The organism is Vibrio marisflavi CECT 7928 (genome assembly GCF_921294215.1).
GTDB lineage: Bacteria > Pseudomonadota > Gammaproteobacteria > Enterobacterales > Vibrionaceae > Vibrio > Vibrio marisflavi.
In genome coordinates this window covers 992586-1015225 of record NZ_CAKLDM010000002.1, presented here as the reverse complement: position 1 = coordinate 1015225, position 22640 = coordinate 992586, and the positions used below count along the sequence as shown (strand labels likewise).

General features: G+C 41.0%; 18 protein-coding genes. 8 read left to right on the top strand and 10 right to left on the bottom strand.

The window, feature by feature from the left end; translation table 11 throughout:
• Nucleotides 1-99 precede the first annotated feature (99 nt).
• The 6 genes from L7A31_RS11355 to L7A31_RS11330 all read left to right on the top strand — a co-directional run bounded on the left by L7A31_RS11355 (nt 100) and on the right by L7A31_RS11330 (nt 9059).
• Complete coding sequence (locus tag L7A31_RS11355) at nt 100-2571, top strand: sensor domain-containing phosphodiesterase (protein ID WP_237361628.1); 2472 nt, start codon at nt 100-102, stop codon at nt 2569-2571.
• Between the two features lie 288 nt (nt 2572-2859).
• Nucleotides 2860-3423, top strand: coding sequence for an outer membrane beta-barrel protein (locus L7A31_RS11350; protein WP_237361627.1), 564 nt, complete (start codon nt 2860-2862; stop codon nt 3421-3423).
• A gap of 196 nt (nt 3424-3619) precedes the next feature.
• Nucleotides 3620-4333, top strand: coding sequence for a glycerophosphodiester phosphodiesterase family protein (locus L7A31_RS11345; protein WP_237361626.1), 714 nt, complete (start codon nt 3620-3622; stop codon nt 4331-4333).
• A 236-nt stretch (nt 4334-4569) separates the two neighbouring features.
• Nucleotides 4570-6117: a nitric oxide reductase transcriptional regulator NorR gene (gene norR / locus L7A31_RS11340; RefSeq protein ID WP_237361625.1), complete on the top strand. Its 1548-nt coding sequence runs from the start codon at nt 4570-4572 to the stop codon at nt 6115-6117.
• A 173-nt stretch (nt 6118-6290) separates the two neighbouring features.
• Nucleotides 6291-7952 (top strand): hydroxylamine reductase, encoded by a 1662-nt coding sequence (hcp, locus tag L7A31_RS11335; RefSeq protein WP_237361624.1) that lies wholly within the window; start codon nt 6291-6293, stop codon nt 7950-7952.
• Between the two features lie 57 nt (nt 7953-8009).
• Complete coding sequence (locus L7A31_RS11330; RefSeq protein ID WP_237361623.1) at nt 8010-9059, top strand: FAD-binding oxidoreductase; 1050 nt, start codon at nt 8010-8012, stop codon at nt 9057-9059.
• Between the two features lie 15 nt (nt 9060-9074).
• Here the strand turns inward: L7A31_RS11330 and L7A31_RS11325 are convergent, their stop codons facing one another.
• From L7A31_RS11325 to hppD, 5 genes are all read right to left on the bottom strand, one after another.
• The gene (locus L7A31_RS11325; protein WP_237361622.1) at nt 9075-11177 is read right to left on the bottom strand and encodes a cache domain-containing protein; all 2103 of its coding nucleotides are present in this window, start codon (nt 11175-11177) and stop codon (nt 9075-9077) included.
• 167 nt (nt 11178-11344) lie between these two features.
• Nucleotides 11345-11995, bottom strand: a complete 651-nt coding sequence (gene maiA, locus L7A31_RS11320; RefSeq protein ID WP_237361621.1) for a maleylacetoacetate isomerase — start codon at nt 11993-11995, stop codon at nt 11345-11347.
• A gap of 12 nt (nt 11996-12007) precedes the next feature.
• On the bottom strand, nt 12008-13021 hold the full coding sequence (locus L7A31_RS11315; protein ID WP_237361620.1) for a fumarylacetoacetate hydrolase family protein: 1014 nt from the start codon (nt 13019-13021) through the stop codon (nt 12008-12010).
• An 18-nt stretch (nt 13022-13039) separates the two neighbouring features.
• Nucleotides 13040-14182 carry a homogentisate 1,2-dioxygenase gene (locus L7A31_RS11310; RefSeq protein ID WP_237361619.1) on the bottom strand — a complete coding sequence of 381 codons (1143 nt, stop codon included), beginning with the start codon at nt 14180-14182 and terminating at the stop codon, nt 13040-13042.
• Nucleotides 14175-15266: a 4-hydroxyphenylpyruvate dioxygenase gene (gene hppD / locus L7A31_RS11305; protein WP_237361618.1), complete on the bottom strand. Its 1092-nt coding sequence runs from the start codon at nt 15264-15266 to the stop codon at nt 14175-14177. Before hppD ends, L7A31_RS11310 begins: the two co-directional genes overlap by 8 nt.
• A 608-nt stretch (nt 15267-15874) precedes the next feature.
• On the opposite strand from hppD, the gene ribA reads away from it, so the two are divergent.
• The gene (gene ribA, locus L7A31_RS11300) at nt 15875-16927 is read left to right on the top strand and encodes a GTP cyclohydrolase II (protein ID WP_237361617.1); all 1053 of its coding nucleotides are present in this window, start codon (nt 15875-15877) and stop codon (nt 16925-16927) included.
• An 81-nt stretch (nt 16928-17008) separates the two neighbouring features.
• Here ribA and L7A31_RS11295 read toward each other — a convergent pair whose 3' ends face one another.
• Nucleotides 17009-17767: a substrate-binding periplasmic protein gene (locus L7A31_RS11295; RefSeq protein ID WP_237361616.1), complete on the bottom strand. Its 759-nt coding sequence runs from the start codon at nt 17765-17767 to the stop codon at nt 17009-17011.
• An 89-nt stretch (nt 17768-17856) separates the two neighbouring features.
• Here L7A31_RS11295 and L7A31_RS11290 point away from each other — a divergent pair, with 89 nt between their 5' ends.
• Nucleotides 17857-19800 (top strand): ATP-binding protein, encoded by a 1944-nt coding sequence (locus tag L7A31_RS11290; RefSeq protein ID WP_237361615.1) that lies wholly within the window; start codon nt 17857-17859, stop codon nt 19798-19800.
• A 36-nt stretch (nt 19801-19836) separates the two neighbouring features.
• Here L7A31_RS11290 and L7A31_RS11285 read toward each other — a convergent pair whose 3' ends face one another.
• From L7A31_RS11285 to L7A31_RS11270, 4 genes are all read right to left on the bottom strand, one after another.
• Nucleotides 19837-20604 (bottom strand): ferredoxin--NADP reductase, encoded by a 768-nt coding sequence (locus tag L7A31_RS11285; RefSeq protein ID WP_237361614.1) that lies wholly within the window; start codon nt 20602-20604, stop codon nt 19837-19839.
• A 54-nt stretch (nt 20605-20658) separates the two neighbouring features.
• Entirely contained in the window at nt 20659-21399 is a 741-nt protein-coding gene (locus L7A31_RS11280) for a chromosome partitioning protein ParA (RefSeq protein WP_237361613.1), read from the bottom strand.
• A gap of 21 nt (nt 21400-21420) precedes the next feature.
• Nucleotides 21421-21579, bottom strand: coding sequence for a hypothetical protein (locus tag L7A31_RS11275; protein WP_237361612.1), 159 nt, complete (start codon nt 21577-21579; stop codon nt 21421-21423).
• Nucleotides 21580-21699: 120 nt separating this feature from the next.
• Nucleotides 21700-22611, bottom strand: a complete 912-nt coding sequence (locus tag L7A31_RS11270) for a LysR family transcriptional regulator (protein WP_237361611.1) — start codon at nt 22609-22611, stop codon at nt 21700-21702.
• Between the last annotated feature and the right edge of the window lie 29 nt (nt 22612-22640).

Below are 22640 nucleotides of genomic sequence, written 5' to 3'. Positions count from 1 at the left end.
ATACCTTTTTACTAGTATAAGTCCACATTTATTTTAGTGTTTTAATACTATACTGGTAGAATAATAGAGAAAGGGAATTTCTAAATAGGTTTAAACCATATGAGCCAAATAATTCCATCTAACCAGAAAATCTACGACAACGCCCATATTGCGACAAATAGTGGGCAGGAAATTCCGTGGACTCTCAACGCCGCAGACAATAGCATTTCTGTAGGACTTGAAGATATAAAAAGAGCAATGTCCTTATCGGAAACATCCCCGTTTGAAAACGAGTTTCTGCCACTTTTAGATAAGCCAGAGCAGAATAAATTTTTCGAATACATCAGCAAACTATTCCAAGGTGAAGAACCTGCCCCAATTAAGGTTTGTATAAATAAATTCAATATATTGAGCTACTGGCTTATATCCGCTAAAAAGCTTAGTTCTACACTGATAGCTGGTTTTATAAAGCCGATATTTATTTGCCCAAACACCAACGATCTCATCAGTTACTTCCAACAGCTTTTTGATAGTTCTCATTACGGTATTCTCGTTACCGACAGTGACACTAAAATAATTTTGTGCAATTCCTGCTTTGAGCGCTCAACTTTGTATGACGTTAGCGATTTACTTGGTAAAAAGACAAGTATTTTTAGTGCAAGCAAACACGGTAGAAAGTTTTACAAGGAAATGTGGGAGGAGATCAGAAATAAAGGATCTTGGTCAGGAAAAATACTAACCAAAAGAAAAGATGGTGTTGCAATACCCCAACAATTAACCATTCAAAAAATAATCAGCAAAGATAATAATGTATTTTTCTTTGGCATTTGCAGTGATTTATCCAGAGCTTTGGACGTAATAGACGGTACTCAACGCGGTGGCATTGACTTATTAACCCAACTACCAAGTGAAAGCCTATATAAAAACAAAATTGATATCGCACTCAAAATACTACCAAAAGGCTATGGGTTGATGGTAGTTTCATTTTCTCCTAGTTTTCTAGAAGAAAATAGAATTGAAGGAAGAAAAATTCTTGGTAATTCAATCGCACAAATCCAAGGCCAGATTATAAGCGGCTTTATTAAAAACGAAGTATTCTCTATAGCAATTCCTTATCCAAAGAGTAGCGATAGCTCTCACTCTCTTGCCATCTTTGATACCATAAAAAACGTGTTCGAAAAAATAAAGCTAGGTGCAAACGAAGAGGTATATGATGTTGTCACTGAGACGACCATTGGTGTTTCTGTATTAGGATTAGATGCAAACTCTTCTACAAGGCTGGTCTCCCACTCCTTACAAGCCATGTATGAAAAACATATTACTACCAACCATCGTGTCTGCTTTTTCAATCAGAGCTTGCACGACAAAGCAAAAAGCCGTATTCAATTAGAACAAACTGTGGCAGAGGCTATCAGAGAAAAACGTATAGACGCATATTTCCAGCCTATCGTCTGTACCCAAAGTTGGAAAGCTATCAAATATGAAACACTGTGTAGGCTGACTTCAGCTGAAGGTGAAATACTAAACACTCAAGAAGCCATTAGTGTAGCGGAAGATCTCAATCTAATTTCGGAGCTAGATTTAGTCGTTGCAGAACTAGCTATCGACGCTAGAAAACAACTAAGTAAAATCCACGGCAGAGATATCGAAATATGTTTTAATATATCGATAAATGCAGGTAAACCCATAAAATCCCTATTTAAAAACGTCGCTAGAATGTTAAGGAAACATGTTAAAGATCTTCCCTATATAACCCTAGAGCTAACTGAAAGCGCGTACTTTAATAGTGAGAGTTCAAATTCTGAGATTCTACACCGCCTCAGAAAAAGTGGACTAAAAGTCGCCATCGATGATTTTGGCACCGGGTATTCTTCTTTTGCTTATTTAAAGAATGGTAATTTTGACATTTTAAAGATTGATCGTGAGTTTATAAAGGACATCACTTTAGGATCTCACAATTACTATATTGTGAAGATGATTACAGAATTATCGCACACACTAGGTGTTGAAGTCGTTGCAGAAGGTGTTGAAAATGAAGAAGAGATTAAAATTTTACAATCTCTGAATGTCGACCTAATACAGGGTTACTATTTTGACCGACCAAAACCAATAGATGAAATTGATGAGTGCGATTTTGAGTCTTTAACTGGAAACTTGAAAACAGAACTAAAGCATATACACAGCAACACTGAATTAACTTATCGGCCAACCTCTATTGACCCTGAAGTACATTTGGTCACCATAAAAGAAATTTTTGATAGCACTGATTTTACTGTGCTACCGGTACTCAATGGCAAACGATGTGTCGGTTATGTAGATAGAGAAACATTCAACCACCACTGTCCTATTTCTCTAGGCACAGACAAAGAAACTACACGTGACTTGCACTCGCTAAACAAGCCTGCCAGCCTTATGATGAAAACCAAGTTTGTCGAAATCCATGAGACATTCAGTCATTACGAAGTAAAAGAGAAAATTCGCAATGGTCGTGAATTTCCTTGGATAGTTATTAACGACAACGGTGACTATGTCTCTATGATCGACAACCATTCTGCCATTCAGTATCTCAATCAAGATTGTCCAATTCGCTAGTAACCAGCACCACTCTCAACAGCATGGCGTGAAATGACTGAAAGTTAACACAGAAAGGCGCTGGTCATTTCCATGACATAGACATCAGACCAACCACCCTAAATCAATCACTTAGACTTGCAAGCCACCCAATAATTGTCATTAGTTTTTCTGCATATTTACATAGGGTTATATAGTGACCTGTACGTAATTTCAGCGCTATTGAATTAATAAAAAGTCATCTTATTATCCGCCTAGAACTATCAGAAATGATGTCGATAATTCGAATAACAGCATAAAGAGTGAAAAATGAGAAAAGCATTAATCATAGGCCTTGCCGTTGCCAGCTTTGGCGCGAATGCCGCTGAATTTAACCCGTACGTCAATGGCCATATTGGCGTAACCAACAATGATAATGTGTTCTATAGTGGCACCTATGCGACCAGCACCGATGATACAGGACTAGGAGTTTCTGTCGGAGCTCTAACCGAAACTGCTCCTCAAGTTCAAGCAGGATTTGAAGGCTCAATTAACTACCTGGGTAGTGCCAATATTCGTAAACGAAGTGGAAGCAACGTATTCTACGATACCGTAAACAACTACGCTTACGATGCTGCTGGAGTCATGAAACTCGATCTTAATCCCGCCTTCTATGTGATAGGCAAGGCAGGGCTCTCGCTTCAAGTGATGGATGATGCCAACTTTGGTGGCACCAATACAGACATAGTGCCATTACTGGCAGCAGGTTTTGGTGTAAACCTAAACCAACAGACCTCTGTGAACCTTATCGCTACGAAGTATTTCGGTGACAACGGCACTGGAGATACCGGAGAAATCACCAGCTTGATGGCTGGCATCCAGTATAGATTTTAGAACCACAAACAAAGATATTGCTTGTAGAAAATAGCGGCCGATTGAGCCGCTATTTTTGCTTTCATCGAATTGAAACTTTCACTAGATAAAGTTAGCCACTCTTTTCAACGCCCTATTCATTGCAAAAGAACACAGCAAGTGAATAATCGTGCTGTATTATCAGTACTAGGAAGTTTAAACATTGAAGGTAATAACTATGTCACCGTTGATCGTTGGCCACCGAGGCGCAGCAGGCACGCACCCAGAAAATACTAAAGCCAGTATTGAGGCCGCTGCAAACATGGGGACAACTTGGGTTGAAGTTGACGTGCAACCAACCAAAGACAATGTATTAGTTGTAAACCACGATCATACCGTGGATCGATGTAGCAATGGACACGGTCGTGTTGATGCTCATACATTGGAAGAGTTACGCCAACTAGACTTTGGAGGTTGGTTTGATTCGAAGTTCACTAATGAACGTATTCTAACGCTTGATGAGATGTTACAGCTAGTCTCAGAGCAAAACCTGAGCATAAACATAGAAATAAAAATAGATACGGCAAACACTAAAGCCGTGGTAGACAAAGTTGTTGAAGCACTGAGTAAGACCACTTTAAGTAAAGAGAGCATACTGCTTTCCAGCTTTAGCCATGACGTTATGCGTTTGCTGCACGCGACATGCCCTGACTATAAGTTAGGTGTCATTGGCAAACGACTTTCTGCCAGTCTTTGGTCATTGCTTAACGAAATAGACGCATTTAGTTGTCACCTCTACTATCGCTGGGTAAGCGCGAGACATATTGAGAAGTTACATGATACGGGCTATCAAGTTTGGTGTTTTACCGTGAATACTCCAAAGCAGTTCAAACACCTCCATAAAGTGGATGCTATTTTCAGCAACTTTCCTACACGTTTCTTAAACTCATAAATATAGATTCTAGGGGGTTGTATAACCCCTACTACCCTTCTAGTCCTTCATATTTTCCAACGTCTAGAATACATTTATTTGGTAATGAATAGCATTGAATTTAAAGCTGTTTTCGTATCCGACCCACAAAGACTTGATTGTAGTCAATTAAACATCAAATAAGCACATATCTCGATGTACTTTCGACGACAGGTTGCTAGTATTTTTCCACTGCCTAAATGAAAGTGGAACTCATCATGCAAGTTGACTTTAAACAAGTCTATCTCGATATTCTTTCTAACTTATCTTCAAACTTTTCCTGTGAAAAGCAATATCAAAACTTGGTCGATGGCATCAGCAAAGTGTTTCCTTGTGATGCTAGCGCGATATTTATATTAGACAACGATGGGTTCCTAACGCCTGTAGCAGTCAAAGGGCTACCAAACACCGTATTGGGCAGACGTTTTTACCCCAAAGCACACCCTCGTCTAGCTGCCATTGTTGAAAGTGATAAACCAGTAAGATTTGATGCCGATTGCAACTTACCTGATCCGTTTGATGGCGTTCTTGTCAGTGAGGAGAACTCTCTTGCGGTACACGATTGTATGGGAAGCAGTTTATACGTTGAAGGGCAACTGGTTGGCATCATAACGTTAGATTCATTAACAGTTGGAGCATTTGACCAAATTGATCCGTTCGCGATCCAAACTTTTACCGCCCTCGCTGCAGCTTCTCTTAGAAATATTGGCCAAATCAAATCTCTTAAAGAGCTAAATAAGCGACAAAAGTCGGTGAACCAAGCCTTGATTCAGCAAGCTAGGTCGTCGAAGGGAGAGATGATTGGTTTGAGCCCGCAAATGAATCAGCTTCGTACCAATATTGCCACTGTTGCTAAATCGGATTACGCCGTGCTCATCACCGGAGAAACCGGCACGGGTAAAGAGCTTGTCGCACACAACATTCACGCTCAATCAAATCGGTGTGATAAACCGATGATTTATGTCAACTGTGCAGCGTTACCAGAAACGCTGGCAGAAAGTGAATTATTTGGTCATGTAAAAGGGGCTTTTACTGGTGCTAGCAGCCATCGTACTGGCAAATTTGAGTTGGCAGACGGAGGGACACTATTCCTCGACGAGCTGGGAGAGTTACCATTGTCTTTACAAGCGAAATTACTCCGAGTGATCCAGCAAGGCGAAATTCAACGAGTGGGCAGCGATAAGAACCATGTTGTCGATGTAAGGCTGATTGCTGCTACCAATCGAGACATTGAAAAAGAAGTAGAACAAGGTTGTTTTCGAGCAGATCTTTACCATCGCCTCAACGTTTTCCCTATCGCCGTACCTCCACTAAGAAGCCGTGAGGGTGACATTCCTGTACTAGCAGGCTATTTGCTAGAAAAAGTACGCCAACAGTTTAACGTTCCAAACCTACACGTAAGCCCTAAAGCGCTAACTGCTTTAGAGCAATTTCCTTGGCAAGGAAACATTCGTGAATTGGAGCATACCTTAACTCGATCTGCATTACGGGCAATCCAAGATAACAGCCAGACTATCCAGAGAACTCACTTTGATTCGCTAAAAACGAGTAGCGATGTAAGAAAAACATCAAAGCTTTTCCCACAGCAAAGTCAAAGCATGCGCCATCTTGTGGAAGAATACCAAAAGAGTCTAATCAATCATGCTTTGGATAAATCAGACGGAGTTTGGTCAAAAGCCGCCCAGTTTTTGCAAGTCGATAGAGGAAATCTGTATCGAATGGGTAAAAAGCTGGGAGTACAAAATACAAAAGAAAAACTTAAATAACGAGATACGTTGTAGTTTAAACAACGCAACCGATGTTTAAACTACATCTCGCAACCAGTTAAGTTTTAGATATTCCTTTATATTTCAAACATATAAGATTTGGCACGCTATCTGCAGTCTAAGTGTTAACTATCTAATTCAAATAGAAAAACACTAACACTGGAGAATCTCATATGTTCTGTATTCAATGTGAACAGACTATTCAAACGGCAATGGGTAAAGGCTGCTCTTACACACAAGGTATGTGCGGAAAAACGGCTGAAGTGTCAGATCTGCAGGATGTTCTTGTCTATTGCCTTCAAGGTGTCTCCTACTGGGCTGAGTTAGCCCATACTTTCGACATCATCGATGATGAAATCAACCAATGGTCGCCAAAAGCTTTCTTCTCTACTCTTACCAACGTTAACTTCGACCCTGAAAAAATCATCGAATTTGCTAAGACGGCTAGTGTATTTAAATTGCGCCTGCGTGAGAAAGTTATCGCAGCATACAAGCTAGCAGATAAGACTCTTCCTGAACTCCCTGCTGTTGCATTGTTCGAGCTACCAGACACTGCTGAAGAAATTCTAGAGTTTGCTCCTCAAGTCGTCGTTAACCGAGGGAAAGGTACACTTTCTGAAGATATCATTGGATTAAGACTTCTGTGCTTATACGGATTAAAAGGCGCTGCCGCGTATATGGAACACGCTCGCGTACTACATCAAACAGATAACGAAGTTTATGCTGAGTACCACCAAATTATGTCTTGGCTTGGTACTGATCCTGTTGAGCTTGGCGAGTTATTGGAATGTTCAATGCAAATTGGCTTGATGAACTACAAAGTCATGGAAATGCTTGATCATGGTGAAACCAGCACATTTGGTCATCCAGAGCCTACGCAAGTCAATGTAAAAGCCGTTGAGGGTAAATGTATCCTTGTATCTGGTCATGACTTACATGATCTAGAGAAAATCTTGCAGCAGACCGAAGGCAAAGGTATCAACGTATATACCAACGGTGAAATGCTACCTGCGCACTCTTATCCAGAGCTGAAGAAATATCCTCATCTTGTCGGTAACTATGGCAGTGCATGGCAAAACCAGCAAAGTGAGTTTGCACGATTCCCTGGTGCAATCGTAATGACTTCAAACTGTTTGTTAAATCCCACAATTGGCCAATACGCAGATCGTATTTTTACTCGTAGTATCGTAGGTTGGCCGGGTGTTGCACACATCGAAGGTGATGACTTCAGCCAAGTTATCGAATGTGCACTCAACCAAAAAGGCTTCCCATTCACGGAAATTGAGCACAATATTACTATTGGATTTGGTCGCAACGCGTTGATGGCTGCCGCTCCTGCCGTTATTGAGCAAGTGAAAGAAGGTAATATTAAGCACTTCTTCTTGGTCGGCGGCTGCGATGGTGACAAAGAAGAACGCAGCTACTATACAGACTTTGCTACTGAGGCACCGGAAGATACTGTAATTTTAACACTGGCTTGTGGCAAGTATCGATTTAACAAGCAAGAGTTTGGTGACATAAACGGTATCCCACGACTGTTAGACATTGGCCAATGTAACGATGCTTACTCTGCTATCCAACTAGCAATCGCACTTTCTAAAGAGTTCGACTGTGATATCAATGATCTACCTTTGACACTTGTTCTATCTTGGTTTGAGCAAAAAGCAATTGTTATCTTACTGACACTATTCGCTCTAGGTGTTAAGGGCATCTACACCGGCCCTACAGCGCCAGCGTTTTTGACGGATAATCTACTGGCCATCATCCAAGAAAAATTCGACATGCGTCCAATTTCGACTGTCGATGCTGATATGAAAGACATTCTTGCAGCTTAACCTAGCATTAAGGCTCACTGTGATCACAGTGAGCCGTTATTTTCGAGTAGAAATACTATGCAATCAATTTCCCTTTGTTCCGACAAAAATACATTCAAATGTGTTGAAAAGTGGCATGAAACACCAGATGCTGTCAGTGTGAAATTGGCGACGAGCTATGGTCGGCCACATTTTTCCTTTAAGCCGGGCCAATTTATTTCCCTAGGTATAGAAATCAACGGCAAAACTGAGTACCGCTCGTATTCCCTAAGCTCTATTCCCGATGAAAATCAGCTTCAACTAACCATCAAAAAAGTGCCAAATGGGCTAATGTCTAATTACGTTGTCGACAAGCTAAACATTGGTGATTCCGTTTCAGTGTTACCTCCCGCAGGAGAGTTCAACTGCGTTGACTATCCCCCAGCTACTTTCTCTGGTCGTAAAAAAGCACTGATGCTAAGCGCTGGCTGTGGAATCACACCTGTCTATTCGATGGCTAAGTATTTATTGCATAACGATGATGTAGACATCACTTTTGTACATACGGCGCTCGATCTGTCAAATACCATCTATCTCTATGAGCTAGAGACCTTAAATAACCACCATGATAACTTCCAATTGCAGTTACTTTTGCAAGATGCTGAAAATAGTCACCATCATGAAGGCTGGCTAGATCAAGAGTGGCTAGAGAGGCTTGTCCCAGATATTCGAGAGCGAAGTATATACTTATGTGGCCCAAGCCAATTTATGATTGATGTGAAGTCATATTTGCAACAATTATCAGTAGATATGAGTTTATTTCATCAAGAAAGCTTTACCCCAGCAACCAATGAACCTGAGCAAAGCGACACTGATTCAAAGAGCACTTATACAGTGTCAGTGCCAAAGTTTGGCGCCAATCTTTCAGCAGGAGAAAATAGTCTCTTGGCAGACTCATTAGAACAAGCAGGCTTGCCAATTATACTAGCGTGCCGCAGTGGGATTTGTGGTTCGTGTAAATGCAAAGTGAATAAAGGTAAAGTCACTAGTAGTAGCCAATCGCCACTTACTGAGTCTGAAATTAACAATGGCTACGTATTGGCTTGCTCATCAACCATCGAGAGTGACGTCGAAATCGAGCTGGGGTAATAAGTTATGGTACAGCTAAGCAGGAAGTGTCCTTGGCAACGTTAAGGTAAATTTCACACCTTGGTTTGGCTTAGATTCAAACAACAATTGGCCCGACAGTTTATGTTTAACCAAGTTGTAGACCAGATTAAGGCCCAACCCTGCTCCCTCGTGATCCCTTTTATCCTTATAAAATGGCTCAAATATTTTTTGGTGTAGCTTGTCTTCCACGCCGATTCCATTGTCTTGATATGACAGTATTATATTTTCGCCCTGCTGCTTAGCATCAATACTGATCGTTGGTGCTAGGTCTTGGGTATCTAATTCTGCTAATTTCTCGCTTGGAAACGCATGACAAAAACTATTGACCAACAAATGGGAGATTACTTCTGTCAACACGCCAGACAAACTATCCATCATCAATTCACTATCGACTTCAGCCGCAATAAAAACCGGAATCTTTTGAGCTTCAGTTTGAACCCCACCTATCAACGTATTAATTAGGTGACTTACATTAAATGCGCTGTGCACTTCTGACACATGCTCGACAGCCGTCAATTTGAAGTCACTAATGAGTTTTGCAGCCCTCTGCAGATTTATACTGAGTAAACTCGCGGTTTCACTGAGTTGCAGTATTAAATCAGAAAATTTTTCCTTCGTAAGAGATTGATTATTAAATGCTGCGGTCAGTTCATCAAGAACCTCATGTACAAGAGAGGTGGCCGTCACCGATACGCCTAGCGGCGTATTTACCTCATGAGCAACACCTGCAACTAACCCGCCTAAAGCGGCCAACTTTTCAGACTCTACAAGTTGTTCTTGAGTTTCTTTTAGCTGCGCAAGGCTTTCTTGTAAATCGTTTGTTCGTTCATCAACAATATTTTCTAAGTTCTGATTGAGCTTCTCTAATTTCCTGTTCAACTCTTGTTGCTGTTTCCTCGCCAAATTGGTTTGCTCAATTTGACTGTGAAGCTCACTGTTTGAACGTTCTAGCTCACTCATAAAATTATTGAAATGACGGCTTAGAAGGCTGAGTTCATCATTGGCACTAGTGGAATCAGCAATTCGCGTTTGATATTTACCCGTTGCTGCAGTTTGCATACTTTTCATCACTCGATTTAACGGCTCAACGATAGATCGGCTTAGCACCACACTGCAAAGAACCAAAATGACAATCGAGACACCTAACACCACTAAATAGATGTTTGAAAGCTTATTGATAGGGCGAAACAACTCTTCACTATATGTTGAGCTGACAACATACCAATCAAAGTCCGGTATGTATTGAAACAACGCATACTTCTCTCGATAATCCTGTTCTTGGGGATTTCGCCATGTATATGTTATCGCACCATTTTTTCTGCTCAGCATGTCTTGTACAAACTTATACCCATTCGAGTCTTCCGTTTCATAAAAGTTGCCGCTGATAAATGGGTGAAGAACAAGGTCCCCTTTCGAATTTAAAACATAGGTATAGCCAGTATCACCAAACTTTTGCGATGAAATATAATCTTGAAAGTCTTCAATATTGATTAACGAAAGAAATTCGCTCCGATATGAAGAAGAGGAAACAATCCAGTCCCAAGGTTCGAAATACAGCATATGCAAAGCTTTCGCTCTCTGCTTACTTTCATCTGGGTTCTTCCAATCGTACTCCAAATAGCCTTTCTTTTGTTTGGTTTGTTGCTGCATAAAAGGGTATTGCATCAAGTCCTTTCCAATTAATGCCTCTTTGGGGTGAACTTGAATAATTCCTTTCGAATCGACAACGTATGGGTAACCACTGTCTCCAATCTTTTGCTTATTTAAAGTGTCGGCAATTATCTTCTTTGCTTCAGGTTCACTGATTTTGCCTTGCTGCACTAACTTATATTGCTGTTCGATAAAACGAAGGTTTGTTTGAGTAATTGCCCGTAGGTAATTATGAATCGTCGTATTCGCGGTAGTGTGAATGCTGTTGGTAATCGACTCTGTAATTAGCTGCAACTCTCGCTCTATCTGAGTTTGCAGCAAATTGCGGACGGTCAGGTAGTGGATAAGATTTGCACCGTTTAAGACAAGCAAAAACAGTATGATATAGCCAAACATCAACCTACTACTGATTTTGAGTTTGCGAAGTAGATTGATCATCGATGCCATAGCTTGTTCCAACGCTTACTCAAAAAATAAGCAGAAATATCACCCTATTTCTGCATCACTTTCATAGTATAGTTGGCCGAGCAAAAACAGGATTGGAAATGGTGCTAACAATCCGATTTTTATGATTAGAATCAAACCATAACAGAGCTATTACTTTAATAAATTAACTAGCTATTTGCATCAGGCTGATTCTCTGGTGCGGCCTTTTCAAATGCTGGGTGCTGCCTAAGTTGATTGGTGACACGCGAAATCGTCGGAAAAGAGCTCATGTCCACATTAAACCGCTCAGCGTTATATACCTGTGGTACCAAACAAACATCAGCCAATGTTACACTGTCACAAAAGCAGTATAGCCCTGCACTACTTGATAGCTTCTGTTCAAGAGCATGAAAGCCAGTGTTAATCCAATGACGATACCAGTCACCTTTTTGTTGATCAGTGGTATTCAATTGACCCGATAGATACTGTAATACACGCAGGTTGTTGATAGGGTGAATATCAATAGCAATGTCTTGTGCTAACGCTTTCACCAAATATTTGTGCTTTGCATCAACAGGCATAAGAGACGGTTCGGGATACTGAGCATCCAGATAATCCATAATCACCAACGATTGATTCAACGTGATATCGCCATCTACAAGCACTGGAACCAATTCATTCGGGTTGACGGAAACAAACTCTGCAGAATGTTGCTCTCCTCCATTGTTAACCAAATGAACCGGAATCATCTCGTAATCGAGCCCTTTTAGGTTCAACGCTATTCGAACACGATAAGCTGCTGAGGATCGCCAATAACTGTAAAGTTTGATTTCCGCCATTATTTTTCCTTGTTACTTATATTGAACAACTTTCTGATCAATCGCACCGAATACACTATGTCCTTGTTCATCGAGCATTTCCATCCTGATGCTATCACCAAATCGCATAAATTGTGTTGTCGGCTTTCCATCACGAATCGTCTCAATCATTCTGACTTCAGCAATACAAGAGTAGCCAACACCGCCCTCACTGATTGCAGTTCCATACTCCGTACCTTGCTTGTTTGATACCGTTCCGGAACCAATAATACTGCCCGATGAGAGTGGTCTCGTTTTGGCTGCATGAGAAATCAATTTAGGAAATTCAAAAGTCATGTCTATACCTGAATTCGGACGACCGAACGGTTCACCGTTATAAGTAGACATAAGGGGCAAATTCACTTTTCCACCATCCCAATGATCACCAAGCTCATCCGGCGTCACTGCAACCGGAGAGAAGGCAGAAGACGGTTTTGATTGGAAAAAGCCAAAACCCTTACCTAATTCGTTAGGAATCAAGCCTCTCAGAGAAACATCATTGACTAGCATTAGCAGGCGAATTGACTGCTTGGACTGCGCTTCAGAGGCTCCCATTGGTACATCACCAGTGATAACAGCTACCTCACCTTCGAAATCAATTCCCCAGCTTTCGTCTGCCATCTGAATGTCATCGCAAGGGCCGATAAAAGAATCTGAGCCACCTTGGTACATAAGAGGATCTGTCCAAAAACTTGGGGGCATCTCAGCTCCACGCGCTTTTCTCACTAATTCCACATGGTTAACATAAGCAGAGCCGTCAGCCCATTGATAGGCTCTTGGCAGAGGGGATTCACAACTAACCGCTTGAAAAGGCTTTTCTTTGTTAACATTGCCTTCATTTAAAGCCAAATATATTTCTTTCAATTGTGGCTCTGCTCTTTGCCAATTGTCGAGTGCTTGCTGCAGTGTGCCGGCGATATTCGGCACTTCAACACAGCGTGATAAATCTTTGCTGACGACAATAAGCTGACCATCTCTTTGGCCATTTTTTAACGTTGCTAATTTCATAATTTGTGTCCTTAGTGATTATTCAGCTTTACCGCTTTCTCGCCAGCTATACACATATTGATCGTTTTCCACTTGTTCCGCTTGCTCAGTAAATGAGAGCGCATTACGAGTATCAATCATCACTGCTACTTCATCTGTGAATTTTTTCTTATATTCTCTGCCCGCTTGAAATGCTTTTGGATGAGGGCCGTGACTAAATCCTGCTGGGTGAAATGTCACCATTCCCGCTTCAATATTGTCGCGACTGAAAAAATCACCAGCGTGATAGAACAATACTTCATCGTAGTCATCATTGTTATGATAAAACGGAACTTTCAACGCTCCGGGATCACTCTCAATTGGTCTGGGTACGAAGGTACAAACCACAAAGCCCTCGCCAACAAATGTCGTATGTGCTGAAGGAGGAACATGATAGCGATGCGACATCAATGGACGAATATCACGCCAGTTAAGCTTCGCGACAGATAAATCGCCATGCCAACCTATTGCATCCAAGGGGTTAAACGGGTATGTCACAACATTAACCTTATCACCCCGCTTCAATTGGACCTGAGTGTTTGCTTCTGAATACTGAGCTTTAAACTTATCGTTTATATCTGGGATTTCTAATACGGCCGGGTCAAATACTGCGTGATTGCCAACAATGCCCTTTTCGGGTAACGAATAGCTTGCATTGGTGTTTTCAATCATCAAAATGAACATTTTGTCATGCGGCTCTATTCGCCAGTTTGTCGAACGGGGAATAACAACATAATCCCCTTCTCCTACTTCCAAATGCCCATAGTCACAAAATAGATCTGCTTTTCCTTGATGGATAAACAGCAATTCATCACCGTCTGCGTTACGAACCAAAAACTCCATCTTTTGGTCGATCTTCCACACTCGAATTTTACACTCTGAGTTTTGTAATAGATTAGGTACAGCCCAAGGTGATTGCTGTGCCGCAGTCTCTACCAAGTTAAAATTAAATGCTCTTGGTCGAAGCTCACCTTCCCATTCGCTCCAGCCTGTAGGAGCGTGTTGATGATGAAAATGCGTTGCTGGCCCAAAGAAGCCACTTCGCCCTACTTCCCTCTCATAAATCGCCTTTTCGGGGAAGTCAGCGTGAGCTTGCCTTGAACATTCACCGACTCGAAGAGGATATGAAATTGACTTACGCATCGTTTAGCACTCCTCTGCGTATTTGGTCTTCCTCAATAGACTCAAACAACGCTTTAAAGTTGCCCTCTCCGAATCCCTCGTTTCCTTTACGTTGAATGATTTCAAAAAATACAGGGCCAATCACAGTTTGGGTAAAGATTTGCAATAGAATGCCATCTTTCTCTGGTGCGCCATCAATTAGGATTCTCAGTTTCCGCAGACTCTCAAGGCTTTCACCATGCCCCTGAACCCGGGCATCGACTTTTTCGTAGTAAGTATCTGGTGTAGGCATAAAGTCCATGCCTCTATCACGAAGCGTCTGTACAGTTTGATAAATATCATCCGTCGTCAATGCGATATGTTGGATACCTTCACCGTTGTACTCACGGATAAACTCTTCAATTTGCGATTTGTCATCAGAGGATTCGTTGATTGGAATTCGGATTTTTCCACATGGTGCAGTCATCGCGCGGCTGACTAACCCTGTTAGTTTCCCTTCAATGTCGAAATAACGGATTTCTTTGAAGTTGCCAATTCGTTCATAAAATCCAGCCCACGTATCCATATGACCACGCTGAACATTATGTGTTAGATGGTCAAGCTCATATAGACCAACATCTTTCTCTTTTAGGCGTTGCTCCGCATCATCATAGAAACGAAAATCTACGTCATAAATACTTTGGCTACCATAACGATCTACGAAATAGAGTAGACTGCCACCAATGCCATAAACAGCTGGGATGCTTAGCTCCATTGGACCAATTTCTGTGACGTATTGTTTAGCTTCTTGGCTGACAGCATAATCTAGTGCTTGAGCAGCATCCTGTACGCGAAATGCCATACCGCAAACTGAAGGGCCGTGCACTTTCGCGAACTCTTCAGCTTGACTGTGCGGCTGCGCATTTACAATAAAGCTGATGTCTCCCTGACGATATAGCCACGCGTCTTTTGAGCGATGTTTTGCTATCTCAGCGAACCCGAGCGAACTAAAAAGCTGTTTTAGTTGTTCTATTCCTTCAGAAGTGGCCGCTGTGTATTCCACAAATTCAAAACCGTCTGTTCCCAAAGGGTTACCCGTAGTATTCGATAGTTCTGGCTGATTCATTATCTACTCCTTGTCACTAAACGCATGGAAAAATACTTACACTTAGACTGTGCTACAAATTTGCGAAGATTTATAATTCCAAAAGAAAATAGGAATAATTCTCAAAAAGATATCAAGTGTAACGTTTTTGTTACATCGGAAACATAAGGACAACAAACCTAAGCTGTATAAATCAATGCTGACTTACGTAGCTGTAAAATAAACAGATTTATAGATCTCATGAATCAATAGGTGAAAACGATACTCGCTCAGGAACTTACAATTAAGTAACATAGCATCCTGTTAAGCCATTCTTTACCAGATGAACTAAGCTGCTTCACTAATCTGATTGTCCATCCCGGATAGCAACGAGATTTTATTTACAAAATTAATAATATTTTTCGCAAGAATTGTGTTTTTGCTCCAAATTATTTCCATATTGAATACAAGGAATTAGAGAACCAACCGCTTCTTATAGGCCACATATACCCACATAAAGACAACTCATTCGCCAAACTTACGGTTTGACTATAAATTATTGGCTAACTAAATTTATTCTTGTAGATGCATAGAGATTTGATGATGTGAAATTTCATGCGTACCTACGTTCAACGTCAGGAGCAAGAATTATGGACAATCCAATTCTATTTTATGAACCATTTGAATCTAATGGATTTTTATCTAATTTTTACCCTGTGGATATTGAAGTATCAGGCGTGGTTTGGCCGACGAGCGAGCACTACTACCAAGCTCAAAAGTTTCCTTGTTCAATCATTCAACAAGAAATATTGAACGCAAAAACCCCGGATATTGCTTTTTCGCTAAGTAGGAAATACGAAAAGCATGCCCGCCCTGACTGGTACGACATACGCGTCAGCGTTATGGAGTCTATTGTTAAAGCAAAGTTTATCCAAAACCCTTGCTTGGCTCATCGATTGGTTAACACCGGCCGCATAGAGCTCAAAGAGCATTCGCATAAAGACGATTTCTGGGGCGATGGAGGACATGGAAAAGGAAAAAATATCCTTGGGAGAATACTAATGGATGTACGCGAAACGTTACAACAAACCAAACCATACAATTTAGTGAGCTTTATTGACGCTTGTAAACTTCCTACTCAATGGGGCGAATTCCAAATGAATGCTTTCATTGAACATGCAACTCAAAAAGAACACTTAGCCCTAGTTTATGGCGATATTAGCAAAGTTAAAGCTCCCTTAATTCGTCTTCACTCAGAGTGTTTAACCGGAGATGCCCTGTTCAGCGCACGATGTGATTGCGGCTTCCAACTTTCCAAGGCACTTAAAAATATTTCTGAAGAAGGCGCTGGGGTATTGCTCTATCTTCGCCAAGAAGGCAGAGGGATCGGATTATCAAACAAAGTCCGAGCTTATCATTTGCAAGATGACGGCGCTGATACTGTTCAGGCCAATGAGCAATTGGGCTTTGCTGCCGATATGAGAAACTATGAATTCTGCCAAGGAATTCTAGGTTACTTAGGTATTGATCAAGTCCGTTTGATGACAAACAACCCACGTAAAGTCAAAGCGATGCAGCGCGCGAACATTAATGTGGTTGAGAGAGTGCCACTTCAAGAAGGCAATAACCCTCACAATCGCAACTACCTTCAAACCAAAGCTTCGAAGCTAGGTCATATGTTCGACTCTACCTTTATTAAATAGATGCTAAATATTTGAATAAGTAAAAGGAGCTTGAAGATTCAAGCTCCTTTTTAGTTCTTAATGGTTAGGTGTGCTTGCTGACTATATGTACTTGCTGATTATTGTTTCTATTTCGCCCGATTGGGTGAGCTCTGCAAGTCGCTTATTGATGAACGCTTGAATTCGCGGATCCATGTTTTTATCAAATGCCAAATAGATGTTGTAGTCTGGAATCACATCGCTAAAGCCTTGTATATCGAAATCAGTCTCATCCAAGCTTAGCTTACCTAAGTTGTATTTGACCCTAGAAGACATCTCGATAAAGGCGGTGTCTCCGGGAGTACGACGTACTACCTTAAACGCTGATCGATAATTTTTTACCCGAATTTCTTCAACCTCTCCAGACTTTATATAAGGCACCAATTGGGGATAATCAAAACCATGCAACAAAACGACACCTTTGCCTTTCATCGAGTCCATGCCTTCGAACTCAAAGTCACCAGTTTTGCTAGTAACTAAAGCATGTTTCACGGTGTAAATTGGCAGATCAGACAAGTTTTCTGCCTGTACTTTCCCCCAATTTGGGCTGCCATAGGTTATCCAGTTTTTCTCACCGCCCGCTTCCAAAATCGAAATCATACGATTGAACGGGTACGTATGATAATTGATATCGTACTTTCCATCCGCAAAGATCGCTTTAACAATGTCGGTTACTATCCCTGAATGATTGTCTGACTGATCTTCAATTTGAAATGGCTGCGCTTGTTTCGCTATCACATAGTAGTTGACGGCCTCGGCTACTGAATATGTGGATGCAAACGAGAGCATGCTTGCTAACATTATCTTAGATACACACCTCATAAACCTCTCCATTTGTTTATATGTTATTTACTAATGTTCAGGAACGTCTATCTTTAAAGTAGCAGCAAATCAAATAAAACACATTGCATATGACGCAAAGAAAAAACAAACGTTGGCTAGGAATTGACAAGCAATTAGTGATTGTTACTGTCCTCACAAGTGTTGTGCTCGCGCTAATTAGTGCATCCATTAATTTTTATATGAATTACAAAGCTGAACTCAGTGAACTCAAACAAGATTTACAACAGCTCAAAGACAGTAATATCAACAGCTTTAGCCAATCACTATGGGTAGAAGATAGAGAACAGTTGACTAGCCTGAGTTTAGGTCTGCTAAAAAACCCTAGCATTCAATATATTAAAATCGAAGACCACTTTGGTGAAGCAATGTCGTTTGGTACACCTGTTGAGAACAATCGCATTATTAGTGTATGGAAATTGACCCACCAAATGGGGGACAAAACTTATAACCTAGCGACATTAACAATTAACTCAGATCTCGCTCCAATTTATTCCAACTTATTGAATAATTTCCTGTTAATCTTAGTGATGACAGCAATTGAGACCTTTTTAGTTGTATCAGTTTTGATCTTGATTGTGATAAAACTAATTGTAAGACCCATTGGTGAGCTGTCTGACGCGATGGCTGATTTTGAAGGACCAATACCAAATCATGTAAACCTACCAAGTCGTTGGTTTAATGACGAACTCACGCTATTAACCAACAAATACAATACCTGTGTCGCCCAACTCAACCAAAGCTATGCGGAGCTTGTATCAGCCAAGCAGAAAGCAGAAGTCGCAAACCAAAAGAAAAGTGAGTTTTTGGCCAATATGAGTCATGAGATTCGAACACCGATGAACGGCATTATTGGCATTGCTGCTTTGCTAGAAGACCTAGACAGCACTCCACAACAAAAAGAGTACCTACAAGTACTCAATGCTTCCTCACATACTTTACTTGATATAATCAATGAAATTCTCGACTTCTCCAAAATAGAGGCTGGGCATTTTACTCTAGAAAATACACCGTTTGACTTACACAATATCATCCAGCAACAAGCCAATATCTACACCATCAAAGCCCAAGAAAAAGGCCTGCAGTTTAGTTGTGACATCGCAGCAGATATTCCGCACTTACTCAACGGTGACCCAACTCGACTTACTCAAGTCATCAGCAATTTACTTAGCAATGCCACCAAATTTACCGACAACGGTTCAATTTGTCTTGATATAAAACTACAAAATATCAGCGACGAAAATGCTACTGTGAAGGTTTCTGTTCGAGACACTGGCATAGGCATAGCTAAAGATAAGCTCGAAGATATTTTTGATAAGTTTCAACAAGCCGACGGCAGCACAACTCGAAAATACGGTGGCACTGGCCTTGGCTTAGCAATCAGCAAAAAAATTGTTGAATTAATGGGCGGAACGCTACAGGTAGTCAGTCAGGAAGGACTAGGCAGCCAGTTTTTCTTCGAAATTGTGTTACCAATAGAGCAACAGAAAATCGGACAACAAGGCGCTAAAAAACCTTTGCAGAATATATGCGACTTCCCAAGTAACCCAGAGATGCCTACGCTTGACCTATCACACATAACGTGTCCAGAAAATGCACCTAGAATACTTTTAGTTGAAGACACACTGGTAAACCAACAAGTAATTAAAATCATGTTGGGAAATATGGGGCTACCTGTTGAGATTGCAGAAAATGGCCGAGAAGCCATCTTATTGTGTTTAGACAATCAGTATGATGCAGTGCTGATGGACTGCCATATGCCTGAGTTAGACGGCTTTGAAGCAACCAAAAGAATACGCAGCAATGGTAAGCCATGGGCAAAACATGTTCCTATCATTGCTGTTACTGCTAATGTTATAAGCGAGGACAAGCAAAAGTGTTTTGATGTTGGAATGAACGATTTTATTCCGAAGCCATTAACACCTGAAGTTCTAAGAGATGTACTCAGTAAATATATTAATTTACAAGGCCTTACTAAAGAGCTAGAAAACAAAAAATCACAAAGCATCAATTAGCCTAAGGCCTTAAAAACCTACTAGTAAAACGTGTCGTTACCAGTAATTTTCGCTACTAAAATGTCCAGGTTTTTTCCTCAAGTGTTTAGTCAGTCCTAATGCCTTGAGTGTTTCCGCCGTATCTCGCACCATTTGCGGGTTTCCACACATGTATACCCATGAATAGTCGACTGAAATATCTAACGCTGCTTCAGCCTGAATTTCTCCGCTAAGCAGTAACTTCGGTATGCGTCCATGTAGAACTTCACTCTCTTGTTCCCGGCTAATAATAGGAACATGTAACAGTCGACCTTCATATTGATGAATCAGTTGTTGAGTTAGCTCTGGATACACCAACTCATTCCCGTAGCGGACGGCATGCACCAAAACGATTTTTCTAAATCGCTGCACAGCTTCTTTTTCTCTTAGAATGGATAAATATGGACCGATTGCAGTACCTGTAGAAAGCAGCCATAAATCTTTGGCATAGTCCGGAATTTCATCAATCGTCATAAAGCCCGAGATAGTCTTGCCAACATAAACTTCATCACCGACCGACAGCTGGTTTAGCCTAGGCGTTAACGTCCCGTTGTCATCGGTAATAATTAGAAACTCAAGCTCGTTAGGTGTTAGTTGGTGACTTGAAACCATTGAGTAGGCTCGCTTTGTCCACTCGCCAGCCTCGTTGGGTAAAGCAAGTTTGGTGAATTGACCTGCTTTATATGGTCCTACATCAGATCGCACCCAGATTGTGAAAATCTTATCCGTCCAATCTACCCTTTTAATCACTTCGCCAACTACTACATCTCTTGGAATTGACTGCATCGATCACCTCCTAATTGATGAAAAGCCTAACTAGCTTGATTTATCATAGCTACACTATTTCGATAACCCTATTTCACTGGTAAGTTCATTGATTTGCTTAAGATCCAGTTTATGTACTTGAATCAACTGATCGACCTGACTCAGTCTCGATTGAGCTTCATCCCTTTTGTTGCAAGAGTCTGAAGTCGCGTTCCAAGACGTACCCTCTAAATACAGATTGCACTCTTTTTTTAGCGCATCTAGAGTAGGGACCAATTGCTCACGTTCTTTCTCAAGTGACGCCAGCTCTTGCTTAACTTTCATTTCTTTTTGGAACAGTTCTTTCGAGTGCTCAAACATCGTTGTTTGTATTTCAGCTTGCCTATCCAACTTGCTTATCGTTTTCTCAGATGCGTCTATTTTTTGCTTCTGTGTCGAAACTTGCTCTTCTAGTGACATATTCACTTTTTCAACTTCAGTCACTTGAGTTTTTAACTTGGAAATTTCGGCTAGGTACTTGTCTGCTTGATCCTTCAGCGCTTGTTCCATTTTTTGCTGTGATTCTTTATCTGCATCAGCCACTTTATTTTTCGCTGTGGTCACTAGTTCCGAAGTATGTAGCTGCAAATTTTTGTATTCGCCTTCAATTCTGCTAAGGGTAGCTTTCCACTTATTTGCCGTCATGGTAGATCCAATTAAGCCACCAACTGCAAGACCAACAATTAAAGCAATAATTATGTATACATAAGTGCGTTTATCACGTTGTTCGATAACCACAACGTCTTCTTGATCATCCAATTCATTTTGAGTGTTCAATCTTATTACTCCTCATACCCTTTAGCGGGACAACTCTGAGATTACGATGGACGCGATATAGATAAGGAGAGCTGAGCCTAAAACGATAACTGCTCCTTTTTGCAGCTTTTCATTGGTTCGATAACGAAATAACAAATAGGCTAACGCCGACAATAAAACAATTGCAATCAATCTAGTCATGGCTGCTCCCTCGCGACATGTCTTCCGGCACTGTTAAAGATAATATACTACTTTGTTGAAACGAATAAGATTTAAAGTTCAGGGTTTTGCAATAACTTAACCAAATTAAACCCGGCCTCTTTAGCGCGAGTGTGCGCCCAATTCCGATAATATCGCGTCTACGACAACCTTACATTTTGGCTCCTGTGTTTTGCCTTTGGCATACACTAAGTGAAGAAAAGAGTCTTGCGGGTAAGGTATACAACGGTATGACTCTAGCAGCCTCACCAACTTCCCGTTAGCCACATCTTCTTCGATCATTTTCCTTGCTAACATAACGATGCCAGCATGATGTAGAGCTGCTTGCCATAACGAAATCGATGCATTGCTAGAGAACTCCCCTTTTGATGTATCTATTTGCACACATCTATTTTTTTCGTCGTAGAAATACCACCCTTGGTAACCTGTTGGCGCACTTTGTTTTAGCAATTGATGAGAAGTTAAACTGTGTATTTCATTCACTGTCCCATGCTCACAAATATATTCAGGGCTCGCACAAAGCCAATACTCTACTGATTTTAAGGGTCTAGCAATGAGCAATGAGCTTTTGGGGTTAGTAATTTGCACATACAAGTCATATTCTTGGTCATACGGATCTCGTGCCTTGTCATTGTAGTCAATCTGCACTAACAATTCGGGCCATTGTCGCCTCAGTTTTACTAAAATGGGGCTAATCATATGAGAGCCAAACCAAAGTGGTGCTGTCAGCTTTACTTTCCCTTGCACTTGATGACGCTTTTCGGCCACCGACTCACCTAACCTGTCAATCTGTGTGCAGATTTCAAGTCCTCGGCGGTAAACCATGCTCCCCATTTCAGTAAGGGTGATATGACGTGTATTACGGATAAACAGTGAGCTGTTCAATTCACTTTCAAGCAGCTGAACATAGCGAGAGACAGAAGATATCGCCATGTTCATTTCTTTCGCTGCTCCAGAAAAACTGCCTTGTTCGACAACTTTAACGAAACAGCGTAATGGTTCGATAGATTTCATTATTCTAATTTTTCGAAAAGACAATTCTA

Bases quoted from the DNA above. Each gene is read 5' to 3' on its own strand.
- L7A31_RS11355 (WP_237361628.1), top strand. From the start codon at position 100: ATGAGCCAAATAATTCCATCTAACCAGAAAATCTACGACAACGCCCAT.
- L7A31_RS11350 (WP_237361627.1), top strand. From the start codon at position 2,860: ATGAGAAAAGCATTAATCATAGGCCTTGCCGTTGCCAGCTTTGGCGCG.
- L7A31_RS11345 (WP_237361626.1), top strand. From the start codon at position 3,620: ATGTCACCGTTGATCGTTGGCCACCGAGGCGCAGCAGGCACGCACCCA.
- norR (WP_237361625.1), top strand. From the start codon at position 4,570: ATGCAAGTTGACTTTAAACAAGTCTATCTCGATATTCTTTCTAACTTA.
- hcp (WP_237361624.1), top strand. From the start codon at position 6,291: ATGTTCTGTATTCAATGTGAACAGACTATTCAAACGGCAATGGGTAAA.
- L7A31_RS11330 (WP_237361623.1), top strand. From the start codon at position 8,010: ATGCAATCAATTTCCCTTTGTTCCGACAAAAATACATTCAAATGTGTT.
- L7A31_RS11325 (WP_237361622.1), bottom strand. From the start codon at position 11,177: ATGGCATCGATGATCAATCTACTTCGCAAACTCAAAATCAGTAGTAGG.
- maiA (WP_237361621.1), bottom strand. From the start codon at position 11,995: ATGGCGGAAATCAAACTTTACAGTTATTGGCGATCCTCAGCAGCTTAT.
- L7A31_RS11315 (WP_237361620.1), bottom strand. From the start codon at position 13,021: ATGAAATTAGCAACGTTAAAAAATGGCCAAAGAGATGGTCAGCTTATT.
- L7A31_RS11310 (WP_237361619.1), bottom strand. From the start codon at position 14,182: ATGCGTAAGTCAATTTCATATCCTCTTCGAGTCGGTGAATGTTCAAGG.
- hppD (WP_237361618.1), bottom strand. From the start codon at position 15,266: ATGAATCAGCCAGAACTATCGAATACTACGGGTAACCCTTTGGGAACA.
- ribA (WP_237361617.1), top strand. From the start codon at position 15,875: ATGGACAATCCAATTCTATTTTATGAACCATTTGAATCTAATGGATTT.
- L7A31_RS11295 (WP_237361616.1), bottom strand. From the start codon at position 17,767: ATGAGGTGTGTATCTAAGATAATGTTAGCAAGCATGCTCTCGTTTGCA.
- L7A31_RS11290 (WP_237361615.1), top strand. From the start codon at position 17,857: ATGACGCAAAGAAAAAACAAACGTTGGCTAGGAATTGACAAGCAATTA.
- L7A31_RS11285 (WP_237361614.1), bottom strand. From the start codon at position 20,604: ATGCAGTCAATTCCAAGAGATGTAGTAGTTGGCGAAGTGATTAAAAGG.
- L7A31_RS11275 (WP_237361612.1), bottom strand. From the start codon at position 21,579: ATGACTAGATTGATTGCAATTGTTTTATTGTCGGCGTTAGCCTATTTG.
- L7A31_RS11270 (WP_237361611.1), bottom strand. From the start codon at position 22,611: ATGAAATCTATCGAACCATTACGCTGTTTCGTTAAAGTTGTCGAACAA.